Here is a 23,318-nt window from a genome sequence, read left to right on the forward strand (position 1 = left end):
ATAAGCATTTTGGACTTATTCCATACATATTAGTATACATGAGTTATTCATATTCAACAACCTTTTTTCTGAATTTTCTGTATACTATCTTCCCGAACCTTTGCGCGAAGCTCTGTCAGATATTCTGAGAATTTCACCTGCTCATTTCCGTAAATCATCTGCAGATCATACTCCAGCGGAATCCAGGTTTTAATATCGGATTCATTGTGCTGAATCAGGGCTTCCAGCTTGTCCAGCGCTTTATAAATCCTGGCCTCCAGAGTCCGCTGCGCTTCCATCTCCTGATATAGTTCCGCCATCTCTTTATCGAACGGCTCCGGCAGAGTCTTCACCCATTCTCCCAGCACATCGGCTTCTTTCTCCGAATCCTTATCCGTTTTTTCAAAGGCTGGGATATCCCCGGTAAAAGCTTCTCCCAGATCATGGATGAGGCACATTTTCATAATTTTCAGAAGATCTGCCTCAGGAAACTCATCACTGACAAAATATGCCATCAGCGTGATCCTCCAGGAATGCTCTGCAACGCTCTCCCGCCTGCCACCGGAAGTATAACTATGACGCACTGCATCCTTTAACCGCTCTGCAACGGAAAGTACTTCGATCAGTTTTTCTGGTTTCATATATATTACGCTCCTCTTCTTTTTATTATGTCAACCATCTAAATCAGCTATTTTCAGCCTATCTTATATAGCTGTCCATAAAACCGTTATAGCGTTTTCACTTTACTATACCATAATTTCCCAAAGAACAGACCCCCAAAAAACATTCTCCTTACTTCTGCGCGCTGACATTTCCCATCCCAAATAAATTTGTCCAAGCTAATTTCTAAAAAACTATAAACCATATTGCATTTTTCTCCATAATCGTCATAATGAAATTATAAACAAAAGAAAGAAGGTGATTGCCGATGGATATCACGGTGTCGGATGAGGTCTCACAGGAATATCATGCGCTTGTGAAGAACATCCTCTGTAACAGAGAGTTCCTGAAGCTGAGCCTGTACACCCACCACCAGTGGACCACACGGCTCATGCACAGTATCAATGTTTCTTACCTCTCCTGGTTCATTGCCAGGAAGCTGGGATGTGACGAGAAAGCCGCCGCAAGGGCAGGACTTCTCCACGATTTCTGTCCCTATGACTTCAGGGCGAAGACACCGACCGGTGAGCATCAGGCGTTTTATCACCCGAAGGCTGCCGCAGACAACAGTGCCGCACACTTTGATGTCACAGACAGAGAGCTGGATGCGATACTCTCACATATGTTCCCTCTGGGACCTCTTCCACGCAACAGGGAAGCCTGGATCATCAGCTTTGCCGATAAAGCCTGCGCCATCGCGGAAGGCTGCCATATCGCCATTGCACTGGCCAGACGGAACCGGATCGTCATCAATCCGGCATAATTTCCACACAAAAACAGGGCCGTCGCCACTTCTGACGCGCCCTGTTTTTGTGTGGAAATTTATTTTATGGTAATACTTTGCAGATTACTTTCTATATCTTAGTTCTCTTTCACAATAACCTTATCCAGATGCCAGATATCATCTACATACTCCTGGATAGTTCTGTCGGATGTGAACTTACCGCTGCATGCTGTATTGAGAAGTGCCATCTTAGCCCAGCGTTTCTCATCCTTATATGCTTCCTCAACACGCTTCTGTGCCTCTGCATAGGAACGGAAGTCGCCAAGGATGAAGTACTGGTCAGGTCTCGGCATGTTGCGTTTGTCGAGAAGTGAATTGTAGATGTCACGGAACATCTCTGTATCGCTGGAGAAGGTTCCGTTGATCAGCTGCATCAGTACCTGACGGATCTCCGGATCTGTGTTGTAGATGAAGTCCGGATCGTAACCGCCGTTGTTCTCATAGTTGATGATCTGGTCGGAACTCATACCGAAGATAAATGCATTCTCCTCGCCAACCTCCTGTACGATCTCAACGTTAGCACCATCCATGGTTCCAAGTGTCGGAGCACCGTTCAGCATGAATTTCATGTTACCTGTACCGGAAGCCTCTTTACTTGCTGTGGAGATCTGCTCGGAAACATCTGCTGCCGCAAAAATGATCTCAGCATTGGATACACGGTAGTTCTCGATGAATACAACCTTCAGCTTACCGTTGATGGAAGCATCATTGTTTACAACATCTGCCACACAGTTGATCAGCTTGATGATCTTCTTTGCACGTGCGTAAGCTGCGGAAGCTTTTGCACCAAAGATAAATGTTCTTGGATAGAAATCCATCTCCGGATGTGCCTTGATCTGGTTGTACAGATAGATCACATGCAGGATGTTAAGAAGCTGACGTTTGTACTCATGAAGTCTCTTAACCTGGATATCGAAGATAGAGTGCGGGTCAACCTCAACACCATTGTGCTCCAGGATATATTTTGCAAGACGCTCTTTGTTCTTGAACTTGATGGTCATGAACTCCTGAAGAGCCTTCTCATCGTCTGCGTAAACCTTAAGCTTGGAAAGCTGGGAAAGATCTGTGATCCAGTCCGGTCCGATCTTGTCTGTTACCCAGTCAGCCAGAAGCGGGTTTCCATGAGCAAGGAAACGTCTCTGTGTGATACCGTTTGTTTTATTGTTGAACTTCTCAGGCATCATCTCATAGAAATCCTTCAACTCCTGATTCTTGAGGATCTCGGTATGAAGGCGTGCAACACCGTTTACAGAGTAGCCTGCAACGATCGCAAGGTGAGCCATCTTAACCTGTCCGTCATAGATGATCGCCATCTTCTTGATCTTCTCGAAGTTTCCAGGATATTTCTGCTGGATCTCAAGAATGAAACGACGGTTGATCTCCTCGATGATCTGGTATACACGCGGAAGCAGTCTGGAGAACAGCTCGATCGGCCATTTCTCAAGTGCCTCGGACATGATGGTGTGGTTGGTGTAAGCACAGCATTTTGTTGTGATATCCCATGCCTGATCCCAGCCAAGACCTTCCTGATCCATAAGAATACGCATCAGCTCTGCAACTGCTACAGTCGGATGAGTATCGTTCATCTGGAATACAACCTTCTCATGAAGCTTTGTGATGTCATCGTGTGTTTTCTTGTATTTGGCAATCGCTGCCTGAAGGCTGGCAGATACGAAGAAGTACTGCTGTTTCAGACGAAGCTCTTTACCTGCCATATGGTTATCATTCGGATAAAGTACCTCAACAATAGTACGTGCAAGGTTCTCCTGCTCTACTGCGTTGTGATAATCACCCTTGTCGAAAGAGTCAAGGTTGAAGTCTACGATCGGCTCTGCATCCCAGATACGAAGTGTGTTTACAACATCGTTGTTATAACCTGTGATCGGCATATCGTAAGGAACAGCCTTAACTGCCTGATATCCTTCATGGATGAATTTATTCTCGTTCTTCACCGGATCCCACTCAACACGTACATATCCGCCGAAATGAACCTCTTTTGCATACTCCGGACGACGGAGCTCGAAAGGATAGCCGTTCTTCAGCCAGTTATCCGGTGCTTCTACCTGATAACCGTCACGGATCTCCTGCTTGAACATACCATAACGGTAACGGATTCCGCATCCGTATGCACAGTAGTTCAGAGTTGCAAGGGAATCCAGGAAGCATGCTGCCAGTCTTCCGAGTCCACCGTTTCCAAGAGCCGGATCCGGCTCCTGGTCTTCGATGCAGTTAATGTCAAGTCCAAGCTCCTCAAGAGCCTCCTTAACCTCACCGTATGCACCAAGGTTGATCAGGTTGTTTCCAAGGGCACGGCCCATAAGGAACTCCATGGACATATAATATACAATCTTCGGGTCCTGTTTTTCATACGCCTTCTGGCTCTTGAGCCAGTTGTCAATGATCACGTCCTTCACAGTGTAGCTTACAGCCTGAAAGATCTGCTCCTGTGTAGCCTCTTCCAGTGTTTTTCGATAAAGGAATTTTACGTTTTCTTTTACACTTTTTTTGAATTCCTCTTTCTCAAACTGCTTGTCAATCATTAGTTTTCCTCCTGTACTTTGGATACTCCCAGTGTTACAGCCTCTTTATTGATGTTCCACTCCTTGGTGTAACCCTCTGCTTCTCCCAGAATAATGTTTTCTGCCAGTACTTCACGTTTGATCTCATCCTGGTTTGCTTTCATGATATCCATGATCTTATCGTTATCTTTTGCATAGACAATGATCTTGTCCATGACTTCGAAACCAGCCTCTTTACGCATGGTCTGAACCTTGCTGATGATCTCGCGGACAAAGCCCTCCTGGATCAGTTCAGGTGTAAGGTTTGTATCAAGGACAACGGATGTCTCACCGTCTGTCTCTGTCACATAGCCCTCGCTCTGGGCTGTTTCGATCAATAAGTCTTCCTCTGCAAGCTCGACTCTGTTTCCGTCAATGTCAAGAACGAGAACACCATTATCTCTCAGCTCTTTCATTGCTGCGGTTCCGTCGATCTCGGAGAGTGCGGTACGGATGCCGTTCAGAAGCTTGCCGTATTTCGGTCCTACTGTACGAAGCTGCGGCTTGAAGCTGTAGGAAATGAAGGACTCTACATCATCTGCGAATTTCACTTCTTTTACGTTAAGCTCATCTGCGATGATATCTGTGTAGAATTTATCCATAGCTTTCTCAGCCTTTACATACATGGTTCCGATCGGCTGACGGTTCTTGATGTTTGCGGTATTTCTGCATGCACGTCCGAGAACAACGATCTCAAGAAGCTCTTCCATGTTTGCCTCAAGATCCTTGTCGATCCATGCCTCGTTTACCTCCGGGTAATCGCAGAGATGGATACTCTCCGGAGCGTCTGCATCAATGCTTCTTACAAGGTTCTGGTAGATATCCTCAGTCATGAACGGGATCATCGGAGCTGCAGCCTTGGCAACAGTTACCAGTGCTGTGTAAAGTGTCATGTAAGCATTGATCTTATCCTGCTCCATGCCCTTTGCCCAGAAACGCTCACGGCTTCTTCTTACATACCAGTTACTCATATCGTCAACAAATTCCTGGAGTGCTCTTGCAGCCTCCGGAATCTTGTAGGAATCAAGATCCGCATCGACAGTCTTCACCATGGTATTCAGCTTGCTGAGCAGCCATTTATCCATAACCGGAAGCTTATCGTAATTTAAAGTATATTTAGTCGCATCAAAATTGTCAATGTTCGCATACAGTACGAAGAATGCGTAGGTGTTCCACAGAGTGCTCATGAACTTTCTCTGTCCCTCTACAACTGCCTTGCCGTGGAAACGGTTCGGAAGCCATGGAGCACTGTTGATGTAGAAATACCAGCGGATCGCATCTGCACCGTATTTGTTCAGTGCATCAAACGGATCTACTGCATTTCCCTTGGACTTACTCATCTTCTGTCCGTTCTCATCCTGTACATGTCCCAGAACGATTACATTCTTATACGGAGCCTTGTTGAAAAGCAGTGTGGACTCAGCAAGAAGGGAGTAGAACCATCCTCTTGTCTGGTCAACAGCCTCGGAGATGAAGTCTGCCGGGAACTGCTGCTCGAACAGGTCTTTATTCTCAAATGGATAATGATGCTGTGCAAAAGGCATTGCTCCAGAATCAAACCAGCAGTCGATTACCTCCGGTACACGGTGCATAGTCTTGCCGCAGTCCGGACACTTCATGGTGATATCATCAATGTATGGACGGTGAAGCTCGATGGTCTTCGCACGCTCGTCACCACTCTTCTCATAGAGATCCTGGCGGCTTCCTACGGATTCCATATGTCCGCACTCACACTGCCAGATATTCAGTGGTGTTCCCCAGTAACGGTTTCTGGAAATACCCCAGTCCTGAACATTCTCAAGCCAGTCACCGAAACGTCCTTTACCGATGCTCTCCGGAATCCAGTTGATAGTATTGTTGTTACGGATCAGATCATCCTTTACTGCAGTCATCTTGATGAACCAGGACTCACGTGCATAGTAGATAAGCGGTGTGTCACATCTCCAGCAGTGCGGATAATCATGCTCGAATTTCGGCGCGTCAAAAAGCTTGCCCTCTTTATCAAGGTCTGTGAGGACCATCGGGTCCGCTTTCTTTACGAATACACCTGCGTATGGTGTCTCTTTGGTCATGTTACCCTGTCCGTCTACGAACTGTACGAACGGAAGGTCATACTCACGTCCGACACGGCTGTCATCCTCACCAAATGCAGGTGCGATATGAACGATACCGGTACCATCACTCATAGTAACGTAGTTGTCACAGGTTACGAAATGAGCTTTTTTGTGCTGTTTTGCTGCTGCCTCTCCTGTACATGCAAAAAGCGGCTCATATTCTCTGCGCTCAAGGTCTGTTCCTTTATATTTCTCAAGGATCTCATATGCAGGCTCATCATCCTTTGCAAGCTTGCCGAGAACCTTGTCCAGAAGTGCCTCTGCCATGTAGTAGGTATAGCCGTCTGCTGCTTTTACCTTACAGTAGATCTCATCCGGGTTTACACAAAGTGCAACGTTGGATGGAAGTGTCCATGGTGTTGTTGTCCATGCCAGGAAGTATGCGTCCTCACCAACAACCTTGAAACGCACGATCGCAGAGCGCTCTTTAACAGTCTTGTAGCCCTGAGAAACCTCCTGTGCGGAAAGCGGAGTTCCACAGCGTGGGCAGTAAGGAACGATCTTAAAGCCTTTATAAAGGAGACCTTTTTCCCAGATCTCTTTCAGCGCCCACCACTCGGACTCGATGAAATTGTTGTCGTATGTTACATACGGATGCTCCATGTCAGCCCAGAAACCAACGGTAGATGAGAAATCCTCCCACATTCCCTTGTATTTCCATACGCTCTCCTTACACTGCTGAATGAACGGCTCCATTCCGTACTCCTCGATCTGCTCCTTGCCGTCAAGGCCAAGCTTCTTCTCAACCTCAAGCTCAACCGGAAGTCCGTGAGTATCCCATCCTGCTTTTCTCGGAACCATGTACCCCTTCATTGTACGGTATCTCGGGATCATATCCTTGATAACTCGTGTCAGAACGTGTCCGATATGTGGCTTACCATTTGCGGTAGGCGGTCCGTCATAGAATGTGTATGTCTCGCCCTCTTTACGGCTGTCCATACTCTTTTCGAAAATCTTGTTGTCTTTCCAGAATTTCTCGACTTCTTTTTCACGGTCAACAAAATTCAGATTCGTGTCAACTTTACGATACACAATATTTACCTCCTGTGTCTGATTACTGGCTGCTGCCTCATCTGTAAGGCCACAGCGGATTGTTTCTTCACAGATACCTGTTCGTGCCAATGCTTCGGGCACTTATAAAAAAGACCCCATCCTGTAAAAGGACGAAGTCTGATTCGCTGTACCACCTGTTACATTATACGGGCCTGTGTCCAGATCCCTGCGTCTTCTGCTGTGTTCTTATGCTCTGTGTTATGGCGCGGGCTATTGTTCCATGTCTGTTCATGGCGGACAATTCTTTGTATCTGCCGATATATGTTCCCTGTAACGGAGGAAATCCGTCAGTTCTTACTTAATGATCATCTGTATATCAGATATTCTTCCGGCTGCTGCCGGACAACTTCGGAACTGAAGCTCAGGAGTGATATTCCGCCATATTTACTCGTCCCGGGCTCCCACCATCCCCAGTTCGCTACAAGCTTTCCATATGGCCTACTGTCTCCATCACAGCTTTTTCTATATACGCTGTCTATTATAGGTTGGGGAAAATCCATATGTCAAGTGTTTTCATGGATTTTTCTTATTATATGTATGTTCACTTCTTCTTAATGGAATTTTCACAGACTGCAAGTAGTTTTTCCGGGAGGAAAGTGGTATACTACTACAGAATCTTGAGGGCCAAAATACAGCGTTTCATTAATACAATGCTATAATTAATGAAATACTGCACCTCATCACAAAACGGGCAAGATTTTTTCGGTTACTGATCCTCAAATGAATAATAACCTTCTCGCCCGGATTTATTACTGAAAGGTATCTTGTTATGAAAAATATGAAAAAACGATCCTTGCGCCGGATCTTTGCAGGCATTCTCGGCATAGGGATCCTGCTCACAGGCGCAGCTCCCTGCGCGGCGGCTGCCTATGGATACGATGAATATGGTGATCCTATCGTCACTGCCACACCGGTTCCTGATGGTCAGGCAGCAGCAGTCACGCCTGCTCACTCCAGCTATTATTCACAGGCTGCCGACACCGATTCCATTGACGGGTGGCCCAAAGGTCCCGGCATCGAAGCACAGGCTGCAGTCCTTATGGATGTAAATACAGAAGCCGTTCTTTATTCCAAAAATGCGGACACACAGCTCTACCCTGCCAGCATCACGAAGATCCTGACTACACTGCTTGCCTGCGAAAATCTGAACGCTAAGACAAACATTACCGTATCTGAAAAAGCTTCCACCAGTGTAACTGCCGGAGATTCCAGTATTTATGCTGCTCCCGGTGAAAAATTCACCAGGGATCAGGCCCTGATGGCTGTCATGCTCCAGTCCGCTAATGAAATGTCTGTCGCCATTGCGGAAGAAGTTTCCGGCTCTGTAAAGAAATTCGCAGAACTCATGAACTGGCGCGCCAAGCTTTTTGGCTGCAAGAACACACACTTTAATAATCCCAACGGTCTTCCGGATGAGAATCATTACACCACAGCCTCCGACATGGCAAAGATCGCCAAATCCGCCTGGCTGAATCCTCTTTTCCGGCGATACTGCACCAAACGTTATTACGAGATCCCGCCTACCAATAAATTTGCGGAAGCCCGCCAGCTGCTCAATCATCACAAGATGATGAAAAACGGCGAATATTATTATGAAGGCGTCCGTGGCGGAAAAACAGGTTACACGGATGCATCCGGCAACACACTTGTCACCTACTGCAAACGAGGAAATATAACGCTGGTAGCCGTGATCCTGAATTCTACTTCCGCGGCAAATGCTTACAGCGATACCGCTTCTCTTTTTAATTATGGTTTTGAAAATTTTGAAAAGGTGGATATGAAGGTGTCCATGGAGCCAGTCCCGTTTAAGGTACTCCCTTGTGACAAATATATCCTTAAGAATAACGGAAACACCTATCCGTTTTATTATCAGACAAAGGTTTATGTGACTCTTCCAAAAGGTATCAAAAAATCACAGCTTAACAAACGCCAGGCCGTTCTTCAGAATGCTGTCGGCCCACTGCGTCTGAAAAGCAAATATTATTATAAGAAACAAATGGTCGGATGGGGAATGCAATACGAACGAAACATCGTATCAGACCTTCTCCTGGCTGCGTAACATTTTCCTGCGGCGGAGAGATTCGTGCTTTTCACGGATCTCATCCGCCGCTTCTGTATCTTCTGCTCTCAGGGTCTTCACCCCGAAATATTTTCCCTCATCGGTTTTTCGAATCCGGATCTTTCCGGCAACAGGTCCATGCTCATGGCAAAGGGCAAGGCTGTAATATACCTTGGAATTGTTGGTACTGAACCAGCGGATCTTCCTCTTGGCAGGGCATCTGCAAATGGGACACATGGTACTTACCATGGTACGGTCCTTCATCAGACGCTCCTTTGATACAAATTCCCTGGACACAAACTTGTCATGGTCTGTATAGGAAATATAGATCTCGCTGTCTCTGGATTTTGGATTCTGATATACATCCAGGGACGGATGGCGGATCATGCAGGCTTCATCGATCTCCAGGAGTATCCTGGCAGTATAGCTGGCGTCTGCCAGTGCCCGGTGAAAATCCCGGTTTTTGGGAAGCTGCAGGTAGTCTGTAGCATATTCCAGGGAACGCCTGGATATTCCATCCTCGAATTTTATGCTGAAAAGTTTCTGCACATCGTAGTAATGCACCGGCCCTGGCATCAGCTTCAGAAGATTATAGTATTTCATATTGCGCTGAAGTTCCATCACATCCTGGTCTCCCCAGGTAAAAAAGCGATACTCCTCCCCGCACCATTCCAGAAATCTGCGGATTGCCCTTGGAAAAGGGATGCCTTTTTCCAGTTCATGATAATCCACGTGGATCACTTCATGGATACTGTCGTGGATCCAGTGGTACACTTTGGGCTTGATCAGGCACTGAAAGGTATCAACGATCTCTCTTTTTTCATTTAATTTTACTGCCCCGATCTCTATGATCTCAAACGGGAGCCGACTATCCGGATGTCTTCTTCCATCCGGATTCTGGTTCCATTCCAGGTCAAATACAATATAGTTCATGGGTTTTCTATCCTCTTATCTGACTGCTCAGCTGCTTCATAAATGCAGCTGTTTCCGGATCGTTGTCCGGCTATTTCATATTTTTGCATTCGGACACAGAATAAATCGCTTCAAACAGCTCCTGCTGGAAGCTTTCTGTATCTGCATCTGTCAGAATCATATCTTTCATTTCGTCTTCTTCGTGTAGCCACCAGCGGAAATCGCATAATGTGGCACCCCGTCCGGCACCATCTGAACAATCCACATCCAGGAATACTTTTTCTGTTTTAAAGAACTCCGGATGGATGAGATACATAAACGGTACAGCAGCATGGATACTTGCCACGCAGCGATATTTGGAAAAATTTTCAAGTACGTAGCCAGCCATATCTCCACAGGCTCTGGCTGCCGGATCACCGGACTGGCACAGCTTCATGATCTGGTTTCTGGTGAGATTACATTTCAGGGTAGCATCCAGTCCACACATGATCAGTGGGATTCCGGAATCGAATACGATCTTTGCCGCCTCAGGATCTGCGTAGATGTTGAATTCTGCTGCCGGTGTGATGTTTCCGCCTTTTGCTGCGCCGCCTGTAAATACGATTTTTCTGATCTTATTCTTTATTTCAGGAAAAACCTTCAACAGAAGTGCAAGATTAGTCATTGGTGCAGTTTCGATCATTACTACCTGCTCGCCCTCCGGAATGGCATTCAGAATATCACGGATAAAAAGCACTGCATTGTCAGAAGCAGCCTCTGATTTTGCTTCCGGCAGTACGCAATGGCCAAGCCCTGTCTCTCCGTGAAATTCTTCCGCATAAATTGCCGCTTTCACAAGAGGACGGTCCTGGCCTCCTGCCACCGGAACCTTCAGTCCGTAAAAATCCACCAGCTCCAGTGCATTTTGGGTCACTCTTTCTATCCTGGTACTTCCTGCAGATGTCGTCACTGCAAGCAGCTCCAGTTCATCCTGATGTGCTGCCGCATATGCCAGTGCGATCCCGTCATCGATTCCGGGATCACAGTCCATGATAACCTTGATCTTATCTCCCATATATTCACCTCTGTAAAAACTCTTTCCCCAATTTTATAGTATTGCCGAATTTCCGCTGTTTACCTGTTCCAAGTATAACAGAGTGAGGAAAGAGTGTAAAGTTAATCAGAATTCGTTACTGTTCACTCCGTTCTCAGCAACACGCTTCGCGGAATATTACCAGTAAACAGTAATCAGAATTCACCTCTGTACTTCAGGCTGAAACGTAAAGAACCCCTCTGCCGGACATTGGCAGAGGGGTGGAAAAAAGGGGGTTATATTCATTTATATAAACAAATGCAATGTGCAATTTGGAGCTTTAATATTTGCAATATCCGTTTGGGTTGTTCCGGATATTGTTATTATGCTATATCCCATCACCCGGAGCTTGCAATCCAGTACCGGGGCTTCACAATAAATGCTGATCAATCAATAGAAACAAATTTCTTCTCTTCTGCTTCTTTCTTGGTCTCTTCCTTCGGGAAGGTTACATGAAGGATTCCGTTCTCATATTTCGCATGGATATCTTCATGCTTAATGCTCGAGCCTACATAAAAGCTTCTGTTGCAGGTTCCTGTATAACGTTCTCTGCGAACATATTTACCTTTATCATCCTTCTCGTCCTTCTTCTCTTCTCTGGTTGCCTGAATGTTCAGATAACCATTCTTCAGCTGGATCTTCACATCCTCTTTCTTAAATCCCGGAAGATCAATCTCCAGTTCATAATTGCCATCTACATCACGGATATCTGTCTTCATCATATCCTTCACCTGAGGATAAGCATTGGCAGCTGCCTGACGGCCTGTCGGATATCCCATAAAATCATCAAATAAATCTTCTCCGAAAATACTTGGCATTAACATAACTCATTCCTCCTGATCTATATTCGCTGCGTGCTGCGCAGGCGTTTTTAATTTACTGTTTCTGAAAACATCTGCAAATTCTGTAAGAACTTTCTCCGGAAGATTTCTTTTTTCTCTCTTCCTTTGTTCTGTATGTACTATAACACGCATTATTAGCACTGTCAAGAGGCGAGTGCTAATTTCACACTTTCTTCACATTTCACGTAATTTTACGATCCATTTTTCCGATACATATGTCTGAAGCGCCGAAGATAGAAGGACTCCCAGGATCAGAAATGGAACTGCCTGTAAAAACACTCCCATAAATACATAAATATAATAACTGCTTTCATAAAAGAGAGCACACGTCTGCTGAATACAGGAAAGAACATCTGTATCGGGACCATGGATCCGTATTCAGTGCAGTGGAGATATACTTCATGAGATCTGTCGAATAATACATCTGATCGATACCGGGACAGTAACAAGGCAGGCTACCGCACCAGATAGCATGACTGCAACATCCTGGAATAGGAACTGGGAATTAAGAATGATCTCCAGGCTATATTGCTGTGTCTGAATGTATGAAAATAATAAAATAGTTCCTCCAAGATAAGCAAACAGCAACGTATTTACCGTTGTACCGATAATTTCTTTCCCAACCTGATAGCCGGAAGCTGTAAGCTCTTTCGCTGTCAGACTGTTTTTATGAGTCCAGACTTCATATACAGAAGATGTTACAGATAATGCTGTATCGATAACAGCCCCAAGAGTACTGAAAACAGTTACAAATATTCCTACATGAAGCATGTTAATATGAAGGTCCGTACTGTAATAATACATAAAATCATCTTCTGAAATCTGGATCTCATTTAATCCGTAGCTTCCTGATCTCCATGTAATAATATAAATCGGAATAAACAAAAGTAACATTACCAGCAGTGTAGCCAGAAAAGCCGCCCGCGTCTTTGGATTATTTCCGTTCTGATAAAACAGAGAAATATAACAGACACCTGCACCTGCCACCAATATCAGGAGCAGTACAGGAAAACCGGCAGACATCAGCATAATTGAAAAAACAAAATTACAATATTCCCCGCCAGTGTCATAATTGACATGGCTCCACGCTCTCCGCCAATCAAGATCACCAGAAAAATTAAAATCAATGCAAGAAAAATGATCATTCTCTGACACCCCTTTTCCGTGATGGTATTTTCATAATCGCTGAAGCAATAAAAACAGATACTGGTATTGCCAGTACAATTCCAATACTTTCTATCAGAAAACGACAGATATCATATGGAATGTGGTATCTCACGATCGTTATAAAACTTATATCATTATTCATCTTAAGTATGAACATGGGAATCATGCCGCTTGCCAGAACAAACAGCAGTACATTTATCATGGTTCCCATAATATCATATCCGATTTCACGACCGGAATGTATCAGTCTTCTCAGAGAAACCGATGGATTTTTCCGCACGATCTCTCCTACTGCTGCGCTGATCGTCACCGTCACATCCATAATTGCACCAAGTCCTGTCAGCATAATATCTGCCCAGAATATATCTGCTGAATTGCCTGTACTTCCAAGGTATTCCAGATTGGAATAATCCAGATCTCCGTACATATAAATAGAAAATTCAAACAATGCCATGATCAGAAACAGAACACACAGTGTTGAAAGAACTGAGGAAAATGTTTTTCTATGAATTCCATTTAAGCAGATCAATGTAGTCAGTGAAAAAAGAACTGCGATGACATTACAGATATTTAAAATATTTTTCCCTTCTGTAAAAGCCTGAAATCCATACGCAAATATGACTGTATTCAGTATCAGTGATATGATCGTGTAAAATCCCTGCTTTCCTGTAATGCAGATCAGAAGAAAAAATAATCCTCCTGCCAGTAATGCCAAATACCCATCCCTTTTTACAGAACGTATCGTTTTTCCGGGGCTTTCCTTTGAACCGCTTAAAAGAACGGTGTCTCCTTTATGATATTTCTTGGTCTGAACCTGAGAAGATGTATATTCATTAGAGACCGTTATTTTTTCCCCTTTATGCGAACCGTTTAATATCCGTGCCGTAATATTCTGAGTATAGTAATATTCTTTTGAGCACCTGGTTCCTTCTCTGCTCAGAGTCTGTTTTTCTGTTACGGAACATATTTTTGCCAGCGGTGTATGATAAAATCGGGAATTACAGCAGGTAAACAGAACAAAAATAATATATATGCCGGCTAAAAGATATTTTTTGTGAAATATGCAGAATTTCATTAACTTCATTCCCCCTGTAGAAATATTGCAATTGTAAACGCACTGACCGGTTGCTTTTTATCGAAGTAACATTGTACGCTTTTTGAAAGTATCGGTCAATATAAGGTATACAAAAAACAGCAGCAGAACCGTTTTCACAGTTCTGCTGCTGCCCCCATAATTATTTTAACAAATACCTGACTCCAAAAAAGCCATTATTTACAAAGCGCAGAAAATGCATCTGCAACAAACTGAACCTTGGTTCCGATAATAACCTGTACAGAAGTTTTTCCAGGTTTGATCACGCCTGCAACACCTGCAGATTTGATCACCTTATCATTTACAGCTGTAATATCCTTAACCTCAAGTCTCAGTCTTGTGATGCAGTTATCGATGCTTGTGATATTCTCTTTTCCGCCACAGCCTTCCAGGATCTTCGCGGCAATAGCAGTATAGTCATCATTTGCAAGCTCAATATTCTTCTCTGCCTCAAGATCGTCATCGTCTTCTCTTCCCGGAGTCTTCAGATCAAATTTCTTGATGGCAAAAAGGAATACAACATAGAATACGATGAATGCTGCAATTCCAAGCGGAAGGATGAGCCATGTCTTCTGTGCTGCCGGAAGTGAGGATGAGAAAAGTAAATCCATCGCACCGGCTGAGAAGCTGAAGCCTGCACGGAAGCCAAGAGCAACTGTGATCATGGTAAAGATACCGTAAAGTAATGCATAGATCACATAGAGGCCAGGAGCAAGGAACATAAATCCAAACTCGAACGGCTCAGTTACACCACAGATAAATGCACAGATCGCTGCAGATGCAACAAGACCGATCGCGATTTTTTTCTTTGCAGGTTTCGCACATTTAACCATTGCAAGTGCTGCACCAGGAATACCAAACATCATACATGGGAAGAATCCGGACATGTACATTCCAAGGCTCCAGGATACATCTGCAGAGGTTTCACCTGCCCAGAAGTGCTGAAGATCACCAAGTCCGATCGTGTCAAACCAGAATACATTGTTCAATGCGTGATGTAATCCGGTAGGGATCAACAGACGATTCAGGAATGCATAGATACCTGCACCAACAACATCCATACCTGCGATCGCTTTTCCTAATGCTACAAGTGCACTGAAAAGTAATGGCCATACAAACAGTAATACAACAGATACGATAATGGAAACCACTCCTGCGATGATCGCTACGCAGCGCTTGCCGCTGAAGAATGACAGCCAGTCAGGAAGCTTGGTGCTCTTGAATTTGTTATAGCATGTAGATCCGATGATACCGGCAAGGATTCCGATAAAAGGATTCGCAATTTTGTCAAATGCAAGAGTTTTTGTTGCACTGTCAGCGATTGATGGCATGATGGTTGTAACAAATCCTGTAGAAAGAAGTGTTGTGAGCATCAGCCAAGATGCAAGTGCAGCAATTCCGCCGGTTCCGTCATTCTTTTCTGACATACCGACACCAACACCGATAGCAAAAAGGATTGCCATGTTGTCGATCAGAGCTCCGCCTGCCTTAACCAAAAACAGACCGATCAGATTGGCTGCGCCATGAATGTCTCCACCCTGCATGGTTGCCGGACATAACAAGTATCCGATACCCATGAGGATACCACAGATTGGCAGTACTGCCACTGGAAGCATTAACGCTTTTCCCAGTTTTTGAAGAAATTTCATATATTTCCCCTCCCTTAAAATAAATATATTTGACCGGATCACTCCGGTTATAACACCCCGAAAATTGCTACTATCTCCGGGCTGCTATAAGCCTGTCAGCTGCATGACGATGATCATGAAAGCTTGAGGACGGCTTCATCCGCCGAAACATCCCCCTCCTTCTGGAGGCTTATCTTTCCGTAATCATCTGTGTTGCAGATCAGAACCGGGATAATCGTGTTTAAACCGGCTTTCTCAATTTTGTCCAGATCAGCCTCTATCAGAAGATCACCCTTTTTAACCTTGTCACCTGCTGCAACGTGGGCTTTAAAGGGTTCGCCCTTAAGTGTGACTGTATCCAGTCCGATATGTATCAGTATTTCCGCGCCCTGAGTGCTTGTCAGCGTAACAGCATGAAGCGTATCAAATACCATTGCCACCTCACCGTCTGCCGGAGCATATATCCTGCCGTCTGCCGGGATCACGGCGAAACCGTCACCCAGTACCTTATCCGCAAAGACCGGATCCGGAACCTCCGCAAGGGGAACCACTCTACCCTTACAGGGTGCATAGATTAAATTCCCTTTATCTTTTCCTTTAAAAAATTTCAGCATATTCTCTTCCTCCCGTTGTTTTCCCACTTCCTCAGGTATTGATATCCGTAATGTTGATTTGTAAATATATCTATATATTTTTTATCAACGCCGGGTTTATATTATATATTTCGCATAATTTTCATATTTTTGTTTTTTAGGCATGTGTATATATTAACCATTATTTTTGGTTTTGTCCACATTTTTATCGGTATTTTTCAAAAAATAAGCTGTAGCACATTAACGCGACAGCTTATGTGAGAATATTCAGTTTACTTCAGCAGTTCTTTTTCTTTCATATTCGTTGTCACCTGAAACTCTCCGTTGATCCGTTGGATCTCGTATACCAGGGGATTATTTCTGGCCCAGCCGGGATCTTTTTCTGCCTGCCGGTTCCAGCTGTACCAGGCGCGGACAAAGCCTTCGTGAATGGTAGATTCCGCTTCCTGGCGGGCCTGGACCGCATCCTGATAATCCACAAAAGTTCCGATATAAAATCGTTTCCCCTTGAATCCGATGGTAGCACGGTATTTTCCATTCCGCAGCTGATAGACGCCACGGAATCCGCTGGTATTATCACTGCGGTGCTTTCTTTTTTCCAGCATCTCCACACAGGTTCCATCTACCATATGCAGCTGCCCGGGAAGCTCCTTCCATATCTCCTGTCTCAGACAGCCACAGCTTCTGTAATTACCATGAAGAAGGCCATCCTCTGTCACATCCACTTCATTTCCGCAGTCACACCGACAATGCCAGAACACAGAGCCCTTTTTGCTCCTTTTATCTGTATGATAGAGAGCAGTCAGCCGCCCGAAACGCTGTCCGCTGATGTCGGTGATCCCGCGACCTCTGACATAATGGCCGCAACCGCAGCTGGTACATTTTCCGGCTTTCAGGCTGTGTGCAGTGGAAATATGCATATTCCCGCAGTCACAGCGGCATTCCCACCTGGTCCTGCCGTTTTTACTTTCCATTTTTTTACTGCCACAAGTTTCCCGAAACGCCGGCCTGTAAGGTCTTCTGCCACCGGTCCTCTCTTGGCACTGTTTTCCGGAATACATCCACAGTCCTTTACAGTCCCACGCATCAGATGTCTGGTATTTACTTTTATCTCATTTCCACAATCACATCTGCACAGCCATACAACATACCTGTTTTCCCGCTCATCCAGTTTTTTCAGTACCGTCAGATGACCAAATCTCTGACCTTCCAGTTTAAGTCCGTTTGCCATCCTCTGTCCCTCACATTTCGTCAAAAAAAGCGATGCGGTAGAAATTTTTCCTGCCGCACCGCTGTCCGGATCCTGTTATTTATCCGTTTTCTTTTTCTTCTGACAAATACTGCTGCCAGTAATACCACGCATCCGGAAACGCAGATCACTGCGATCCATTTTGCAATGTTTGTGTTATCTCCTGTTTTTGGCATAGCTTTTACATGACTGGAACCAGTATTTCCTGTATAGGAAGAAGTTCCCGTATAGGAAGAAGTTCCGGAAGCAGGCGGATTGCTGTCAGGTTTTATCGGCGTGTTCGTTATGGTCGCTGCCGGAGTTCTGGTCGGCACTGCAGTCGGAGTTTTTTCCGGAAGTGGTGTCGGTGTATTTTCCGGTACAGGTGTCGGCGTATCCACAGGATCGTAGGAATTCACAAAGCCGATATCCTGTTTCTCGCTGTTCATCTGTGCATCGGTATGTGCAGCCACAACTGCTTCCAGATCACCGGACTCTCCGTTCGTTACTGTTACTTTCACATAATAAACGGTATTGTCATAATGTCCGTTTTCCAGCTTTCCAGGCTGCTGGGAAACGCTGTAAGTGTATACGCCAGGAACAGCATATTCCACTGCAAGAAATTCTGCTTTCCCCGCACCTGTGATCGTGATCGTATTTTCTTCCGGCATGGGGGCTTCGTCCTCACCCTGAAGAATGATCGTATAAGTTTCGTCCGGAGATGGCTTCTCACCTGACAATTCCACGCTGACAGGAATCTTTACTTCCGCAACTCCAGCTGCCATAGCTGAAATCGGAAAAACTGTCAGGCACAGAACCGCAAGCAGGAGCACTGCCGGAAATTTTCGTATATTCGTCTTCATCCCCTCCTTACGTCTCCGGCGAATAAGGTTTCATTACCGCCAGAAGAACTGTTCTTGCATCTGTAAATTCCGAAGAGCAGGTTGACATTGCCAGTATCTGGGAAAAATCTTCGGACTTTCCAATGTTATCCATTGTCTGCTGATGGACATGTTCCGCGTTTTTTCTGACAAAATCCACAAGTCCGCTGGTGTCCGCCTGCCATTTTCCCGTTGCAAAAATAGAATCCTCAGATGCGGAAACCTGCATACATGCAAAAATTTCCAGCTTGTAGGAACGGTCAGGCAGGATCAGCGTACCTGTGGTGTTTTTGTCAAAAAATTTCTTTTTTCTGTAAAGATCCAGATCTCCGAACATCTTATGCTCTGCCATGTGATGACCATACAGGAGAGAATATTTCCCCTGAAAACTTCTGTCACAGCCGGAATCCAGAAAGATGCTTCCTGACAAAGCAAAATCACCGTATACATCAGTATTGATGTAAGTCAGGTTATCTTCTCCCTGAAGGATCGGATAATCGATCTTTGTGTGGTCCAGTGTGATCCATCCACAGACGTCCGGATTGATCTTGCGGAGCTCTTCAAAAGAAGCGCCTCCGTCTTTCTGTTCCGGGTCCGGTTTCAGTTTTAAGAGTTGGGACTGAATGTCGTCCACAGCGCCATAGACCTGTGCGTTATCCCAGAGTGCATACCCGGAATACGCCGCCGCCAGGATCAGAAACAATGCTACAATGGCAGTGACCAGAGAGTTGGCTGCTTTCAGAAAAAACTTAGATGCGTTCATACTGCCTCCTCTCTGCTGCCTGGATGATCATTAGTCTTCGTATTTACGTCTTCTGGTGATGAATGCTGCACCTGCGATTACGATCACGCCTGCGAATACGAGGATGTATGGGAGGGTTGTGAGGTTGATGCCAGTGTCAACTTCACCGTTTCTACTGTTTTCGAATGCTGCTGTCTGATTATCTTCTTTTACACTACCTGTGTCACCGCTCTTTGTTGTTGTGTAGCCATCTGCTGCTGTCTCGGTAACAATATAGGATACTCCATATGGAAGGTTAGCAATGCTGATTGTCTCGCCATGTTTCAATAAGAATGTTGTTTCTTTACCAATTTCAATGGATGTAGGATTTGCTGTATTGCTACCACCGGATACAGCATAAGAACTAGCATATGTTTTTCCTTTTTCACCTGTTAAGGTTACTTTGAACTCGAAGTATTTAGACTGATCACCAAGATTACCTTTAACTGTTTTGGAAATGTTTAATTTACCTGCGGAGTAGGTATTTGTAAATGTATCAGATTTTTCTCCTTCAGCTTCTGTATGAACTGCTGCTACACGAAGTTTTCCATTCTCTCCCTGAATAACAGTTACAACGAGTTTAATGTCGTTTCCGTAATAAGTAACACCTGCTGTCTGATTATCTTCTTTTTCTTTTAATGTGTACTCATAAATACCAACATGTTCATAAGTAGGCAGTGCAACTGTAATCTCTCCAGGTGTTCCATTAACAGTCGCTGCTTGCTCAGCAAATGTAGCACCTGTGATTGTTCCAAGTGCCGGAGCTGAAGTTGCCTCACTATCTCTTACTGTTCCATCTCCAACCTGAACTAATGTGAAAGTCTCTGCTGGAGAAGTTGTTCCCTCATTTGTAAGCTTGTAAGCTTTCTTAATAGTAACCGTTGACTGGTCAGTGTACGTAGTGCCTGCATCTGCCGCAAACACCGTACTTCCCATGGTAAGCATGGTGGCTGCTGCGATCAAACATGCTAACAGTTTCTTTGTCTTTTTCATAAGAAAATCCTCCTAGAAATATAAATTTATTTATAAGCTCATAAAAAGCAGCTTATACATTTTGACTGTGATGTTCCCCTGAAAATGGGAGAACAGTTACTTTTTTTACAGTTCCCTTCTTCGAAGTATAGTGATCACTTTTGCTTTTACATCCTCCGTGGAGATGGAACCGAATTCACGGCTGTCTTTTTGCATGGGTTCGGTAATCTCCCAGAATAAATACACTGCCTTCCGGAACTGTATAGGGATATGTGATCCCTTCCTTTGCATATGTAGGAAATGCAATTTCTCCTGTCTGGGCTGTTCCGTTTACGAGAAGCGTTCCTGTGTCATCCATTGTGATCACGTCGGTTTCGCATCCCAGGATACGCCCTACGTAAGTTTTGCCGTCGACTTCATACACGACAACATCTTCTTTTTCAAGATTCTGTTCCAGCCGATAACCAATGAGAAGATCTCCGGCCTCCACTGCCGGGAACATTTCATTATCCGGTGCCTGGCCTATAAGAAAAACCTGTGTAAACAGCAGCCAGCCAACGGCCACGATCAACACAATCCGCCAGAAAAGACGGATGTAGCCTTCCTTTATTTCTGTAGAATATCTTCTTTTCCGGATTGTCTGAGAACAGGTTTGATCTTTTTCAGCACGCATCACCTCCGCACCTCTTCTCTGGAACTATATCCTGTGAACAGATCAGACATTTGTATCCTGTCCGGTAGTCCCTCTTTCAGCAAGTTCCTTATATTTGCGAATCATGGCATCACAGCTTTTCTGATGGTCAGCGATCAGTGCATCGTACCGTGCACGTTCTGCACTTAAGGATGTTTCATAAATCTGATTCAGCTCTTCCAGCTTTTTCCAGAGATGAATTTCATCCACTCCGCCAAACAGCACTTTCCGAAACCTGACCGTCCGGAACCACTCCTTCAGCTTTTCGTGCTCATGATTTAACGCCTCTGTCTGCGGAAACCGCTCTGCTCCAGCATTGCGGCTTCCTTTTTTCCTGACCGTTTCTTCTTCATCACAACCGCCTTCAACTCCAACGCTTCCTGCGCCCGAATAACAGCACACCTGCTCCGGCAGCTACGATACCTAATGCCAGAATGTATGGTGTTGTATTGAAATCCAACCCAGTGTCCGGGATTGCGTCTTTGTTGTTGGTAAAGGTAACTTCATGTGCGGTATTTTCATCCTCATTCAATTGCTGAATACTGGATATTGTCGCAATGTTGCCTTTAGCAGAAACAGAATTGTTTATTGTATAAGAAGTTTCATATCTACTGTTGCTATAATCATCCTCTGTAATTGTCACCGTTGCTCCAACTGGAACCTTTGTCAGCATTTTTGTCTGGTTATCCGACAATGTGATTTCCGCTGAACCACTACACTGTGTCTCATCGATGTTAAATGGAAGACTAATATTTCCATTTACTACAAAAACTTTGAAGTGGAACGCTTTGCTCTTATCCCCCATATTTCCGGTTACAATTTTTTAATATTTACAGTTGTATAAAGCGGTATATAGTGAGCATAAAAATTTACGGTACCATCTGCTAACTCTGTATCAGTTGGACGATATGGCCAGGTTGTAATTTTCTGATCTCCACATGCTCCTCCGCCATCATTTTCCGGATACCAACCATCCAGAACATATGTTATTCCATTGATAACTTTTTTACTGCCTATTGTAGCTTTTTCTGTTGTTTCAACATTTCTTCCTCTTATATAATCTTTTGCATCGGACAGATCATATCCTGACGCCTCCGGACTTTTAATCCAGAATTTTGCAGTAAAAGTTTTTTTACATACAATATCAATCGTACAGTCAATATGATACTTCTGCACTGATGTTGTGCTGTTATCTCTTGAAATTTTGAATGGTTTTAATGTAATTTCTGTCACATCTTCTTTTTTTAAACCTGTTATTCCCAATTTCTTTTCCAGATTACCTTTATAATCTTTCCAAATAGAATCCAAAATATAATTAAAATATGTTTTTCCATCCACATTTCCACTTGAATCGCTTCTTTTTACAATCCATGAAGATCCTGCAGTTTCATCTGGCCATGTACTAACATGATTGCTCACATTTTCCCTAATATTTTTATCCTTGTTATCAACCTTTTCCCATTTTGCCCCCTTAGTATTAATTTTTCCAAATAATTTGCTCTTGTCTGATTCTGGTGCCCAATATTGGGTATCATTACTTTCCGGAATGCCATCTGGTGTAGCCAGATAATAGATAGCTGCTATTCCGGTATAGTTGTTATAACTACCCCTTCGTTCCTGCACCGCTACCGGATCTTGCTTCTGCTCTATATCCTGTACTGTCTGTGCATCCGCCTGCGCTTCCAGCTCCACATCCTGCACCTCATCTACCGATGCATCTGCATCTCCCGCCGGTGTCGCAGCTGGTTCTTCGGGCTGTTCGGTCACGGTCGGCTCCTCCGGCTGTTCGGTCACGGTCGGATCTGCTGGCTGGATTGGCTCTTCGCCAGGCTCTACGGATGGCTCTTCCGGCTGCTCCGGATCCTCAGATGGAGCTTCGATAACATCTGTCGGTTCCTCTGTATTTTCATCTCCGGTTGTCACCGCAGGTTCTTCCGGTTGTAATTCATCCACCGACTGATCATTTTCCGCTTCTGTGGCTGTCAGCTCTTCTGCTTCCTCTGCGGATCCGGACTGTACTGTTTCAATATTTTCATTGGCTGTTTCACTGCTGGCCTCTACCGCAAACGCTGAGATGGAAACACTGCAGATCATTGCAAACGCAATACAGACTGAGAGGACCTTCCTCCACAGACGGTGTTTTCCAGATGAATGATTATGTATCATACTTCAAACCTCCTTCTTGTATGCTATGGCAGTCAAAAACAGGCACTGCTCATTACATGTCCATGCCGGTATTTCTGCTCTTTCG

At 44.7% G+C, this 23,318-nt stretch carries 21 protein-coding genes and 1 pseudogene; 2 read left to right on the top strand and 20 right to left on the bottom strand.

Going from position 1 to position 23,318, the window contains the following annotated elements:
* Positions 1–53 precede the first annotated feature (53 nt).
* On the bottom strand, positions 54–620 hold the full coding sequence (locus tag CK1_RS11495; protein WP_015526394.1) for an HD domain-containing protein: 567 nt from the start codon (positions 618–620) through the stop codon (positions 54–56).
* 287 nt (positions 621–907) lie between these two features.
* Between CK1_RS11495 and CK1_RS11500 the strand changes: the two genes are divergently transcribed.
* The gene (locus CK1_RS11500; RefSeq protein WP_015526396.1) at positions 908–1,402 is read left to right on the top strand and encodes an HD domain-containing protein; all 495 of its coding nucleotides are present in this window, start codon (positions 908–910) and stop codon (positions 1,400–1,402) included.
* A gap of 98 nt (positions 1,403–1,500) precedes the next feature.
* Here the strand turns inward: CK1_RS11500 and CK1_RS11505 are convergent, their stop codons facing one another.
* Together CK1_RS11505 and ileS are read right to left on the bottom strand one after the other, a co-directional pair.
* Positions 1,501–3,960, bottom strand: coding sequence for a glycogen/starch/alpha-glucan phosphorylase (locus tag CK1_RS11505; protein WP_353611245.1), 2,460 nt, complete (start codon positions 3,958–3,960; stop codon positions 1,501–1,503).
* Between the two features lie 2 nt (positions 3,961–3,962).
* Positions 3,963–7,127, bottom strand: coding sequence for an isoleucine--tRNA ligase (gene ileS, locus CK1_RS11510; protein ID WP_118752667.1), 3,165 nt, complete (start codon positions 7,125–7,127; stop codon positions 3,963–3,965).
* Positions 7,128–7,917: 790 nt separating this feature from the next.
* Here ileS and CK1_RS11515 point away from each other — a divergent pair.
* A complete protein-coding gene (locus CK1_RS11515) occupies positions 7,918–9,207 on the top strand; it encodes a D-alanyl-D-alanine carboxypeptidase family protein (RefSeq protein ID WP_015526398.1) in 1,290 nt (429 codons plus the stop codon).
* On the opposite strand, the gene CK1_RS11520 is transcribed toward CK1_RS11515, so the two are convergent.
* The 17 genes and pseudogenes from CK1_RS11520 to CK1_RS11595 form a co-directional block, all read right to left on the bottom strand.
* The gene (locus tag CK1_RS11520; RefSeq protein ID WP_015526399.1) at positions 9,184–10,140 is read right to left on the bottom strand and encodes a 3'-5' exonuclease; all 957 of its coding nucleotides are present in this window, start codon (positions 10,138–10,140) and stop codon (positions 9,184–9,186) included. The genes CK1_RS11515 and CK1_RS11520 overlap by 24 nt on opposite strands.
* 70 nt (positions 10,141–10,210) lie before the next feature.
* A complete protein-coding gene (locus tag CK1_RS11525; protein ID WP_015526400.1) occupies positions 10,211–11,173 on the bottom strand; it encodes a nucleoside hydrolase in 963 nt (320 codons plus the stop codon).
* A 404-nt stretch (positions 11,174–11,577) separates the two neighbouring features.
* Positions 11,578–12,015 carry an Hsp20/alpha crystallin family protein gene (locus CK1_RS11530; protein ID WP_015526401.1) on the bottom strand — a complete coding sequence of 146 codons (438 nt, stop codon included), beginning with the start codon at positions 12,013–12,015 and terminating at the stop codon, positions 11,578–11,580.
* Positions 12,016–12,432: 417 nt separating this feature from the next.
* Positions 12,433–13,188 (bottom strand): YibE/F family protein, encoded by a 756-nt coding sequence (locus CK1_RS11535; protein ID WP_353611166.1) that lies wholly within the window; start codon positions 13,186–13,188, stop codon positions 12,433–12,435.
* The gene (locus CK1_RS11540) at positions 13,175–13,915 is read right to left on the bottom strand and encodes a YibE/F family protein (RefSeq protein ID WP_306288890.1); all 741 of its coding nucleotides are present in this window, start codon (positions 13,913–13,915) and stop codon (positions 13,175–13,177) included. Before CK1_RS11540 ends, CK1_RS11535 begins: the two co-directional genes overlap by 14 nt.
* A gap of 45 nt (positions 13,916–13,960) precedes the next feature.
* A pseudogene (locus CK1_RS18885) lies at positions 13,961–14,284 on the bottom strand (YibE/F family protein); the annotation flags it as partial.
* Between the two features lie 185 nt (positions 14,285–14,469).
* The gene (locus CK1_RS11545) at positions 14,470–15,942 is read right to left on the bottom strand and encodes a PTS transporter subunit EIIC (protein ID WP_015526405.1); all 1,473 of its coding nucleotides are present in this window, start codon (positions 15,940–15,942) and stop codon (positions 14,470–14,472) included.
* Positions 15,943–16,055: 113 nt separating this feature from the next.
* Positions 16,056–16,535, bottom strand: coding sequence for a PTS sugar transporter subunit IIA (locus CK1_RS11550; protein WP_015526406.1), 480 nt, complete (start codon positions 16,533–16,535; stop codon positions 16,056–16,058).
* A gap of 251 nt (positions 16,536–16,786) precedes the next feature.
* A complete protein-coding gene (locus CK1_RS11555) occupies positions 16,787–17,488 on the bottom strand; it encodes an AP2/ERF family transcription factor (protein WP_306288891.1) in 702 nt (233 codons plus the stop codon).
* Positions 17,407–17,745, bottom strand: coding sequence for a hypothetical protein (locus CK1_RS11560; protein ID WP_015526408.1), 339 nt, complete (start codon positions 17,743–17,745; stop codon positions 17,407–17,409). The genes CK1_RS11555 and CK1_RS11560 overlap by 82 nt, the downstream gene beginning before the upstream one ends.
* Positions 17,746–17,765: 20 nt before the next feature.
* Positions 17,766–18,605, bottom strand: coding sequence for a streptococcal pilin isopeptide linkage domain-containing protein (locus CK1_RS11565; protein WP_015526409.1), 840 nt, complete (start codon positions 18,603–18,605; stop codon positions 17,766–17,768).
* Between the two features lie 7 nt (positions 18,606–18,612).
* Positions 18,613–19,386: a class B sortase gene (gene srtB, locus CK1_RS11570; protein WP_015526410.1), complete on the bottom strand. Its 774-nt coding sequence runs from the start codon at positions 19,384–19,386 to the stop codon at positions 18,613–18,615.
* A 30-nt stretch (positions 19,387–19,416) separates the two neighbouring features.
* Complete coding sequence (locus tag CK1_RS11575; protein WP_015526411.1) at positions 19,417–20,397, bottom strand: DUF7601 domain-containing protein; 981 nt, start codon at positions 20,395–20,397, stop codon at positions 19,417–19,419.
* Between the two features lie 175 nt (positions 20,398–20,572).
* Positions 20,573–21,049, bottom strand: coding sequence for a signal peptidase I (gene lepB, locus CK1_RS11580; protein WP_015526413.1), 477 nt, complete (start codon positions 21,047–21,049; stop codon positions 20,573–20,575).
* A gap of 42 nt (positions 21,050–21,091) precedes the next feature.
* Positions 21,092–21,469, bottom strand: coding sequence for a hypothetical protein (locus CK1_RS11585; RefSeq protein ID WP_306288892.1), 378 nt, complete (start codon positions 21,467–21,469; stop codon positions 21,092–21,094).
* Positions 21,432–21,872: a DUF7601 domain-containing protein gene (locus CK1_RS11590; protein ID WP_015526414.1), complete on the bottom strand. Its 441-nt coding sequence runs from the start codon at positions 21,870–21,872 to the stop codon at positions 21,432–21,434. Before CK1_RS11590 ends, CK1_RS11585 begins: the two co-directional genes overlap by 38 nt.
* A gap of 8 nt (positions 21,873–21,880) precedes the next feature.
* Positions 21,881–22,834 carry a hypothetical protein gene (locus tag CK1_RS11595; RefSeq protein ID WP_306288893.1) on the bottom strand — a complete coding sequence of 318 codons (954 nt, stop codon included), beginning with the start codon at positions 22,832–22,834 and terminating at the stop codon, positions 21,881–21,883.
* Positions 22,835–23,318: the final 484 nt, after the last annotated feature.

This window comes from Ruminococcus sp. SR1/5, assembly GCF_000209835.1.
Lineage (GTDB): Bacteria > Bacillota > Clostridia > Lachnospirales > Lachnospiraceae > Blautia_A > Blautia_A fusiformis.

Bases quoted from the DNA above. Each gene is read 5' to 3' on its own strand.
- CK1_RS11560 (WP_015526408.1), bottom strand. From the start codon at position 17,745: ATGGCAAACGGACTTAAACTGGAAGGTCAGAGATTTGGTCATCTGACG.
- CK1_RS11520 (WP_015526399.1), bottom strand. From the start codon at position 10,140: ATGAACTATATTGTATTTGACCTGGAATGGAACCAGAATCCGGATGGA.
- CK1_RS11515 (WP_015526398.1), top strand. From the start codon at position 7,918: ATGAAAAATATGAAAAAACGATCCTTGCGCCGGATCTTTGCAGGCATT.
- srtB (WP_015526410.1), bottom strand. From the start codon at position 19,386: ATGAACGCATCTAAGTTTTTTCTGAAAGCAGCCAACTCTCTGGTCACT.
- CK1_RS11545 (WP_015526405.1), bottom strand. From the start codon at position 15,942: ATGAAATTTCTTCAAAAACTGGGAAAAGCGTTAATGCTTCCAGTGGCA.
- CK1_RS11550 (WP_015526406.1), bottom strand. From the start codon at position 16,535: ATGCTGAAATTTTTTAAAGGAAAAGATAAAGGGAATTTAATCTATGCA.
- CK1_RS11555 (WP_306288891.1), bottom strand. From the start codon at position 17,488: ATGGAAAGTAAAAACGGCAGGACCAGGTGGGAATGCCGCTGTGACTGC.
- CK1_RS11590 (WP_015526414.1), bottom strand. From the start codon at position 21,872: ATGGGGGATAAGAGCAAAGCGTTCCACTTCAAAGTTTTTGTAGTAAAT.
- CK1_RS11575 (WP_015526411.1), bottom strand. From the start codon at position 20,397: ATGAAAAAGACAAAGAAACTGTTAGCATGTTTGATCGCAGCAGCCACC.
- CK1_RS11495 (WP_015526394.1), bottom strand. From the start codon at position 620: ATGAAACCAGAAAAACTGATCGAAGTACTTTCCGTTGCAGAGCGGTTA.
- lepB (WP_015526413.1), bottom strand. From the start codon at position 21,049: ATGCGTGCTGAAAAAGATCAAACCTGTTCTCAGACAATCCGGAAAAGA.
- CK1_RS11500 (WP_015526396.1), top strand. From the start codon at position 908: ATGGATATCACGGTGTCGGATGAGGTCTCACAGGAATATCATGCGCTT.
- CK1_RS11565 (WP_015526409.1), bottom strand. From the start codon at position 18,605: ATGAAGACGAATATACGAAAATTTCCGGCAGTGCTCCTGCTTGCGGTT.
- CK1_RS11530 (WP_015526401.1), bottom strand. From the start codon at position 12,015: ATGTTAATGCCAAGTATTTTCGGAGAAGATTTATTTGATGATTTTATG.
- CK1_RS11525 (WP_015526400.1), bottom strand. From the start codon at position 11,173: ATGGGAGATAAGATCAAGGTTATCATGGACTGTGATCCCGGAATCGAT.